This is a genomic window from Aquimarina sp. I32.4 (assembly GCF_002924285.1).
In the GTDB taxonomy this organism is placed as follows: Bacteria; Bacteroidota; Bacteroidia; order Flavobacteriales; family Flavobacteriaceae; genus Aquimarina.
The window spans coordinates 20,641-28,827 of record NZ_PGUB01000064.1 but is presented as its reverse complement, the minus strand read 5'-3'; the positions used below and the strand labels follow the sequence as shown (position 1 = coordinate 28,827).

General features: G+C 31.4%; 8 protein-coding genes and 1 tRNA gene. 5 read left to right on the top strand and 4 right to left on the bottom strand.

What is annotated here, in order from left to right; genetic code table 11:
- Positions 1 to 135, top strand: a 135-nt coding sequence (locus CVD18_RS14335) for an ATP-binding protein (protein WP_233194556.1), incomplete at its 5' end; no start/stop codon positions are given.
- A gap of 25 nt (positions 136 to 160) precedes the next feature.
- Here CVD18_RS14335 and CVD18_RS14330 read toward each other — a convergent pair.
- A complete protein-coding gene (locus CVD18_RS14330) occupies positions 161 to 706 on the bottom strand; it encodes a hypothetical protein (protein ID WP_146052799.1) in 546 nt (181 codons plus the stop codon).
- Between the two features lie 556 nt (positions 707 to 1,262).
- Between CVD18_RS14330 and CVD18_RS14325 the strand changes: the two genes are divergently transcribed.
- From CVD18_RS14325 to CVD18_RS23505, 3 genes are all read left to right on the top strand, one after another.
- The gene (locus CVD18_RS14325; RefSeq protein WP_103866124.1) at positions 1,263 to 1,523 is read left to right on the top strand and encodes a hypothetical protein; all 261 of its coding nucleotides are present in this window, start codon (positions 1,263 to 1,265) and stop codon (positions 1,521 to 1,523) included.
- A 1,041-nt stretch (positions 1,524 to 2,564) separates the two neighbouring features.
- Positions 2,565 to 2,729, top strand: coding sequence for a hypothetical protein (locus tag CVD18_RS22625; RefSeq protein WP_158250465.1), 165 nt, complete (start codon positions 2,565 to 2,567; stop codon positions 2,727 to 2,729).
- A complete protein-coding gene (locus tag CVD18_RS23505; protein WP_103866126.1) occupies positions 2,726 to 4,369 on the top strand; it encodes a recombinase family protein in 1,644 nt (547 codons plus the stop codon). The genes CVD18_RS22625 and CVD18_RS23505 overlap by 4 nt, the downstream gene beginning before the upstream one ends.
- On the opposite strand, the gene CVD18_RS14315 is transcribed toward CVD18_RS23505, so the two are convergent.
- Positions 4,329 to 4,401: transfer RNA gene (locus CVD18_RS14315), tRNA-Met, on the bottom strand. The two genes, CVD18_RS23505 and CVD18_RS14315, sit on opposite strands and share 41 nt — an antisense overlap.
- 394 nt (positions 4,402 to 4,795) lie before the next feature.
- Between CVD18_RS14315 and CVD18_RS14310 the strand changes: the two genes are divergently transcribed.
- A complete protein-coding gene (locus CVD18_RS14310) occupies positions 4,796 to 7,213 on the top strand; it encodes an Ig-like domain-containing protein (protein WP_103866123.1) in 2,418 nt (805 codons plus the stop codon).
- A 118-nt stretch (positions 7,214 to 7,331) separates the two neighbouring features.
- Here CVD18_RS14310 and CVD18_RS14305 read toward each other — a convergent pair whose 3' ends face one another.
- On the bottom strand, positions 7,332 to 7,514 hold the full coding sequence (locus tag CVD18_RS14305) for a CPXCG motif-containing cysteine-rich protein (RefSeq protein ID WP_103866122.1): 183 nt from the start codon (positions 7,512 to 7,514) through the stop codon (positions 7,332 to 7,334).
- Positions 7,515 to 7,573: 59 nt separating this feature from the next.
- Positions 7,574 to 8,032: a MarR family winged helix-turn-helix transcriptional regulator gene (locus CVD18_RS14300; RefSeq protein ID WP_103866121.1), complete on the bottom strand. Its 459-nt coding sequence runs from the start codon at positions 8,030 to 8,032 to the stop codon at positions 7,574 to 7,576.
- Between the last annotated feature and the right edge of the window lie 155 nt (positions 8,033 to 8,187).

Below are 8,187 nucleotides of genomic sequence, written 5' to 3'. Positions count from 1 at the left end.
TCAGCATGGTATGATATTATTGGAGAAGGAACTATTGCCGATGCCATACTGGACCGTATTGTAAACTCTTCCCATAGGATTGACCTAAAAGGAGAATCATTAAGAAAAGGAATTTTAAAGAATGAAGAAAAGTAAATTTTAACTATAATTGTAAGATCTTTCAAAGTGGCACTGTTTGACCGAAAAACGTGGCACCATCACTCCGAAATAGCCATTCTTGATCTTGATTTTGTCGTTTGTTAAGTATAACAACTAATCTTTTTATGAAAAAAACAATAATTACAAAAATGATACAAAATCCAAATGCAAAAAAGTGATCCATTGAGTTTTCTGAATGATTTGATCCAAAAATCCAAAAGATTTGTAGGCCATAACAGTATACAGCGATTAGAAAGGAAGATTTATGAGGTTTTAAGTATATTCCTATTAACATAAAAATAGGCGCAATACTTTGCGTAAACGCCCATAAGAAATTACTGAAATTAGAAAAACCGAAAGTCACATCACTTTCAAAATTTAAATAAACTAATAATTTATCTAGATATAATAATCCACCTGATAAAGCAACAAATACCGTCCCTATAATTCTAGCAGTAAATGAAACTTTTTCTTCAGATAATAATCTAAATACTGGATGGGTTGACTTCGACACTTTGTGTCCCTGGTCTTTCAATTTCTTTATCAGCTCCTTTAATTTCAATCTCATAAATTTCATCATTTGAACTTGGAGTTTCGCAACTTGTAAATGTTAATACTGTTAAAGATAGAAAAAGATAAAACAAAACAAATATATTTGATTTCATGGTAGAAAAAATTAGGTTTTACAATAGATAAAAAAAGAAGAGACGTACGACTTAACTTCTTGATTTACAAACCAAAACTACGTATTTAATAATTAAAAATTAATAGTATAATTCTAATATTTTGGACGTAATTTTGCGAAATTTTCAAGGAGAATTCTCTCTTTTTTAATCCAATTTTTCCCCTAATTTCCCTGTAAAAATGCAGATTATCTATAAATGATAAAATGAGCAGATATTTAACCATAAGTTAAATCATTAAACAAATTGTGCTAAAACCGTAATTATGTAAAAATATTATTTAATGGATAGCTATGTTTTTTAAATTAAACAACTGATTTATTATGGTTTACCGTAATAAATTAATGGTTTTTTATTGATTCTCTCTGAGTTTATTAAAAACTTAGAAGAGGAAATATCCCTATTTTTGATTAAAAATTATCTTTGATTCTATCTACATATATGTACTATTTTACAATTGATGTTTCTATACGCAAAGGAGAGGGCCCAGAATGGTATAAAAAAACCTATACAGTGACCTATGATGATAATATTGATCCTGATCTGTCTATAGATGATAATATTGATCCTGATCTGTCTATAGATGATCTAAAAGAATGGGCAAAAGAAGATGTACGTAATCAATTGAGAACATCTAGTGATTATAGTATCTATGGTGAGAATTGGGTTATAGAAGGGGTAGAGTTGGTTAAATCATCATAAATTGAAGTTTTGAGTTGGTAAAATGTGTAAAACCTTGGGAGTTAGCAGAAAAGTAGTTATATAGTTGGTTACAATTAGAACCATTCAAGCATTGGCAAAAAGAGGAAATTATCATGATTCTGTATTATACTGGCTTGACTCCTGTTTCAAGGAAGTTTCTATATATTCTGAGATTATTAGAGCAAGTATTTCCTATAAGAATGACACATGAGTTTTTACTATAGTAGTGACTAAGTATTTCCTATAAGAATGACACGTGAGTTTTTACTATAGCAGTGACTAAGTATCTCCTATAAGAATGACACATGAGTTTTTACTATAGTAGTGACTAAGTATCTCCTATAAGAATGACACGTAAGTTTTTACTATAGTAGTGACTAAGTATCTCCTATAAGAATGACACGTGAGTTTTTACTATAGCAGTGACTAAGTATCTCCTATAAGAATGACACGTGAGTTTTTACTATAGCAGTGACTAAGTATCTCCTATAAGAATGACACGTGAGTTTTTACTATAGCAGTGACTAAGTATCTCCTATAAGAATGACACGTAAGTTTTTACTATAGTAGTGACTATATATTTCCTATATAAGAATGACACATGAGTTTTTACTATAGTAGTGACTATGTATTTCCTATAAGAATGACACGTGAGTTTTTACTATAGAAGGAAGCTGGAACTTTTCTCTATAAGAAGCAGACAGAACTATTCCTTATAGAAGGAAGCTGGAACTATTTAAAACCTAAATATTTTTATATTTTACCGTAAATACACTGAAAAACAACCTTTAACAGAAAAGAATGCAATATTTTCTTTGTTTTCCTACAAAAATTATCCAAATTAGACAAGGTCAAAAATTGTCTTAATAAGGTATAGTTTTTCAATGTTAAGACCTTTATTGTTTAAAAATCTATTCTATTAGAATACAGCTTGTGTCTTCTTGAAGACTAAATTTTCTTTGGATTAGACAATATTTTCAAGTGGTATCATTACCCAAATTCACCCTTCTATATTCGTTGTGAAAACGAATATAGAAGTAGATGGAAACAAAAGAACAAGAAAATGATTTAAATGTTTTGAAAGTTGACGAACTACGTTCTTATGAAGGGTTAGAAGGTTTAACTGAAGAAGAAGCAGTAGAAATTATTAAATCGCTATACAAATTAGCTGTAATAGGTATAGACATAATGAAAAGCAAAAAATGAGTTTAGATTATTTTGAAAAATTTATTATAAAAGCAGAAAAACAAACAACTGTAAATAACAATGTTTGGGTATATACCAGAGTTTCCAGTAAAGATCAAGAAGTAAATAAAAGTCTGAAATATCAAAAGAAGTTTGCAGAAAAATACGCCTTTGAAAATGGTTTAGTAATAACAAAATATTTTGGGGCTACTTACGAAAGTGCAAAAGGAGATTTTACAAGAAAAGAGTTTAAAAAACTAATTACAGAAGTTTCCAAAACAAAAAACAAACCATTTGCCATACTCATATTCAAAATGAATAGGTTTTCACGAAGTGGGGCAAATGCAATAGCACTTACTAATGAGTTGGTACACCAAAACAATGTGCATCTTATAGAGGTTAATTCTGGAATTTCTACCCAAACGCAAGACGGCGAATATCAGATCCTAAAAAAACTGTTAAGGGCAAGAAAAGAGAACTTAGAGCGAATGGAACATACTTTGCCGGGTATGAAAACATTTTTAGAAGATGGAAATTATTTAGGCAAAGCCCCTTTAGGGTATACACTTAAAGGCACAAGGGTTACAGAATTTAGCAGAAGAAGCGAGCGCCAACAAATCGAAATCAGCGAAGATGGCAAACTATTAAAAAAAGCGTGGCTTATGAAAGTCAAAGGCGAAAAGGATTATATCATCCAGCAGGAAATGGCCAAATACGGTCTTAACATATCCAAACAGAAATTAAGTGCGATGTGGCGTAAAGCTACCTATTGTGGTATTTCTACAAATAAGTTATTGGATAAGCCCGTAAAAGGAAACTGGAAACCCATTGTATCAATAGCAAACTTTAAAAGAGTGCAAGAAATTTTAGACATTCCTAGAAATAGAGGTTATCAGATAAGCAAACAAAATCTTGACAGACCTCTAACAGGGTTTTTAAAATGTATGCATTGTAATAACAAGTTAACTAGCTACGAGGTAAAGAAAAAAAAATTACATTATTACACTTGCCAAAAATGCAAGGGGGTCACTTTAAACGCAAATTCTAGTAAAAGGTCATTAAAAAAAGGGGTACACGATACGTTTATAGAGTTGTTGGAATCATTTAAATTAGACAAGCATCTTATAGAGCCGTTTAAAGCGCAAATAAAGCTGTTATTGAAAAATCATAATAATGATGAATACGAACTAAAAGAAACGATAGAAAAGCGTATAAAGGCTTTAAAAACTAAGTCCAAAAAATTGGTAGACAAACTTATGAACGATATAATCGATGATTATACATACAAGTCATATAAAGAGGAAATAGATAAAGAGTTATTGCAATTAAATGTAAATCTCAAAAGTCAAAGCAAAAAAATATCTAACCTTGATGATTTTGTAAACTCAATTATTGTTTTTTCGCAAAACATTAGTGAATACTGGGCTTTGGGAAGCTTTGAAATAAAAACCAAACTGCAAGAATTGGTTTTTCCTAAAGGTTTAACGATTAATCCAGAAAACAGGCAATATCTAACCAATGAAATCAATTTCTTATTCGCTCTAAACGCAACAATAACAAGGGATATGGAAATTTCTAAAAAAGAAAAAGCCAGCATAAATACTGGCTTGTCCTATCTAGTAGCGGGAACAGGACTCGAACCTGTGACCTTCGGGTTATGAGCCCGACGAGCTGCCTACTGCTCTATCCCGCGATGTATATTTTATAAATCAGTATTCTGATTTGTAATGTCAATCTATATGAACTTTCCGACTACATTTTCTTCATATGTCATTTCCTAATCGGAGTGCAAATATACAATCCTTTTTAGTTTAAACAATACTATTTTAATAAAAAAAATTAAAAAAACCATAATACACTTACAGCAAACACTTTAATTAAATTTATTTTCAAAGATTCCTAATCTGGAATAATTAAACTACTGTTTTTACTTAATTTAAAGTATCAATTCGTCTTCAATATTTAATCCTTTTATAGTCGTTCAGCTCTGAAAATCGATAAATAGCTGTCATTTAGCTATTTTGTTGTAAAAACATTTCACATATTCTTACCTTATAATCTCACTATTAATACAAACTCTATAGATTATGAAACCAATACCTATTCTTAAAAATTTAATTTTAAATATATTACTAATATGTTTTATTAGTGTTCTTACTAATCTTCACGCCAAAGAGATTCATCTTTTACCAAGTAAAAACACATTTTTCACTCAAGATAATTGTACGACTATAACTGCTTGGTCATCGGACCAGATATATACTGGCGGTGAAATTATAAAACATAATAACAGTAGATATCAAGCCAAATGGTGGAACCGAAATATGAATCCATCAACCAATTCACAACCTTACGGCGCGTGGGAATCTTTAGGAGCTTGTAGTGGAGGGAACAACAATATTGCTCCTACAGTAAACATTACATCTCCTACAAATAATTCGTCTTTTGAAGAAGGTACTGCAATTACCATTACAGCAAATGCCAATGATCAAGATGGTAGTATTGCAAAAGTGGAATTCTTTAACAACAATACTTTACTAGGAGAAGATATAACTACTCCTTATACTTTTAACATCAACACTCCTACAGTGGAAAGTTACAATCTTACTGCCGTAGCAACAGATAACCAAGGAGCATTAACTACATCTGTATCAGTTTCTGTTATGGTTACACCAGTAGGTACAGAAGGAAATACTTGTAATGGTTTACCTCAATATGTAGAAGGGAACCCTTATGACCAAGGAGAAAGTGTACAAAATGAAAATATGATTTACGAATGTAAAATAGCAGGATGGTGCTCTTCTAGCTCTGGTTGGGCCTATGCCCCAGGAACAGGTGCACACTGGGAAGATGCTTGGGTTAAAACTGGAAATTGTGGAGGTTCTGGAGGAAACACACCTCCTAATGTAAATATTACTGCTCCCAATAATGGAACTATTTATGTTTTAGGCGACATTATAACAATTACTGCAAATGCTACAGATAACGACGGTACTATAACAAAAGTGGAGTTTTTTGATGGCACAACCAAACTAGGAGAAGATACAACTCTTCCCTATTCATTTACCCTAACCACTAGTACAAATGGTTATTCACTTACTGCTATTGCTATCGATGACAAAGGCGCATCAACTACATCACCTATCGTATCTATAAGAAGAGATACAGGAGGAGGTAATGGCGCCTTACCAGCACGAATACTGAATGGATATTGGCATAATTTTCAGAATGGTTCGGGTATTAGTAAGCTTAGAGATATTAATCCTAATTGGGATGTCATCAATGTTTCTTTTGCTGTACCTACCGTTTCTTCTACAGATGGGCATATTGGTTTTCAACTAGACCCTGTATTCAACACCATAAATTACAGTGTAGCTGATTTTAAATCTGATATTTTATTACTGCAAAGCCAAGGCAAAAAAGTTATTATTTCTATTGGTGGGGCAGAAGGAACTGTCCGACTCAACTCTATATCTGCTAGAGATAAGTTTACAAGTTCAATGATTTCTATTATCGAGGAGTATGGTTTTGATGGAATGGACATTGATTTTGAGGGGCAATCTTTATCTCTTGATTTTGGTGATAATGATTTTGCTAACCCAACAACTCCTGTTATTGTAAATACCATCAATGCTGTAAAAAGTATCTGTACTCATTTTGGAAACGATTTTATCCTTACAATGGCTCCAGAGACATTTTTTGTACAATTAGGATATGCTTTTTATGGTGGAATATCACAAGGTGCAGATAGACGGGCTGGTGCTTATTTACCATTAATACACGCACTACGTGATAAATTGACTTTTTTACAAGTACAGTATTACAATTCTGGATCTATAACTGCTTTGGATGATCAAGCATATCCTATGGGGAATTCAGATTTTTATGTTTCTCTAGTAGATATGTTACTCAAAGGATTTCCTATTACAAAAAATCAAAGTTATTTTTTCCCCCCTCTACGACAAGATCAAATATTAATAGGAGTACCTGCTTTTGTACAAGCTGGTGGCGGATATACAGGGCCTGATGGTGTTATAAAAGCAATGGATTATCTTATAAAAGGAACTTCTTTTGGAGGACAGTATCAATTAAACCAAACATACTCAAATCTACGAGGAGTTATGAGTTGGTCTATAAACTGGGATGAATATGATAATTTCTCTTTTTCTACCCCTGTAAGAATATATCTAGATGGGCTTCAAAACAGATCTCCTCTTGGTTTACAAGGAAACAATGAATCATCAAACAATATAAACCTATACCCAAATCCAATAACAGATAATCATCTTACAGTGTCAATTGATACACGAATCAATGATTCTTATTTTACTTTACAAATTTTCAACCCTACAGGAGTAAAAGTGTTTGAAAAAACTAATGTTTCACTAAAAAAAGGTAGTAAAACCATCCTTACTTTTGATATGAGTAATTTGAAATCAGGCTTATACCTATATAATCTCTTATTGGATAATAAAAAGACTAGTGGAACGCTTTTTATAGAATAAAACTCGATTTACAGAGAAAGTACTACATTTAGTCATTACCTACTATTATTAAACAAAAACCGATTAGGAAATTGAAGTTTCTAATCGGTTTTATTTTTTCTTTTATTCAGAAATATAATTATTGCTCTATAGGTAGAGCTTCAAAAGAAAATAATTGATTATTTTCAAATTTAGGGTGAACTTCTATAGGATTACAACAAACTTCACAATCTTCGATATATACTTGATTTGAGATTGAGGGATCTAATAGCATAGATATTTCTTCCCAACAATATGGACACTGAAAAAAATGTTCAAACATTACTTAATCATATAAAGAAAAGCATAGAAAATAACATTTTTTCTCCTCCTATTCTCCTCCTATTCTTCTGCTATTTCTGCTATCTTGGTTTTTATTTTTTGTAGTGCCGTAACCAAAACCTTAATTTCCTCTTCGTCCAAACTTTCTTGAACTGCAGGTATGAGGTCATACATAATGGGTTGCACTTTTTGAATCACTTCTTTGGCATAATCGGTAAGAAAAATACGATTTACTCGATTATCATTTTCATCACTTTTTCGAACCACCAAATTTTTACTCTCCATGGTATTCACCAATCGAGTCATAGACGTTTTATCTCTATGTGTTATAAAAGCCAAATCATTTTGCGGTTGCCCATCGTTTACATTCAAACGTTTTAACACACTCCATTGCTCTTTAGACAAATCTAATCCATTTTCTCTAAATGCTTTCTGAACTAAAAACCCAAAATCATAGTGAATTTTACCTACCCATGATAATGCATGAGCATTTAAATCTATAGCTTTTATGTCATTCATAAATACTGTTCTTTAGTTAATTAAATACAAAAATATCTATAAAAATCTAGTTGCCCCTTCAACTGGTGATAAAAATATCACAAAAGTAACATCTCATTTTTCTGATAACTTAAAGATAATATATACCTATAAACATATATTCTACCTTACAAACA

Excerpts from the sequence above, each read along its gene's own strand:
- CVD18_RS14330 (WP_146052799.1), bottom strand. The coding sequence starts at position 706 with ATGAGATTGAAATTAAAGGAGCTGATAAAGAAATTGAAAGACCAGGGA.
- CVD18_RS14325 (WP_103866124.1), top strand. The coding sequence starts at position 1,263 with ATGTACTATTTTACAATTGATGTTTCTATACGCAAAGGAGAGGGCCCA.
- CVD18_RS22625 (WP_158250465.1), top strand. The coding sequence starts at position 2,565 with ATGGAAACAAAAGAACAAGAAAATGATTTAAATGTTTTGAAAGTTGAC.
- CVD18_RS23505 (WP_103866126.1), top strand. The coding sequence starts at position 2,726 with ATGAGTTTAGATTATTTTGAAAAATTTATTATAAAAGCAGAAAAACAA.
- CVD18_RS14310 (WP_103866123.1), top strand. The coding sequence starts at position 4,796 with ATGAAACCAATACCTATTCTTAAAAATTTAATTTTAAATATATTACTA.
- CVD18_RS14305 (WP_103866122.1), bottom strand. The coding sequence starts at position 7,514 with ATGTTTGAACATTTTTTTCAGTGTCCATATTGTTGGGAAGAAATATCT.
- CVD18_RS14300 (WP_103866121.1), bottom strand. The coding sequence starts at position 8,032 with ATGAATGACATAAAAGCTATAGATTTAAATGCTCATGCATTATCATGG.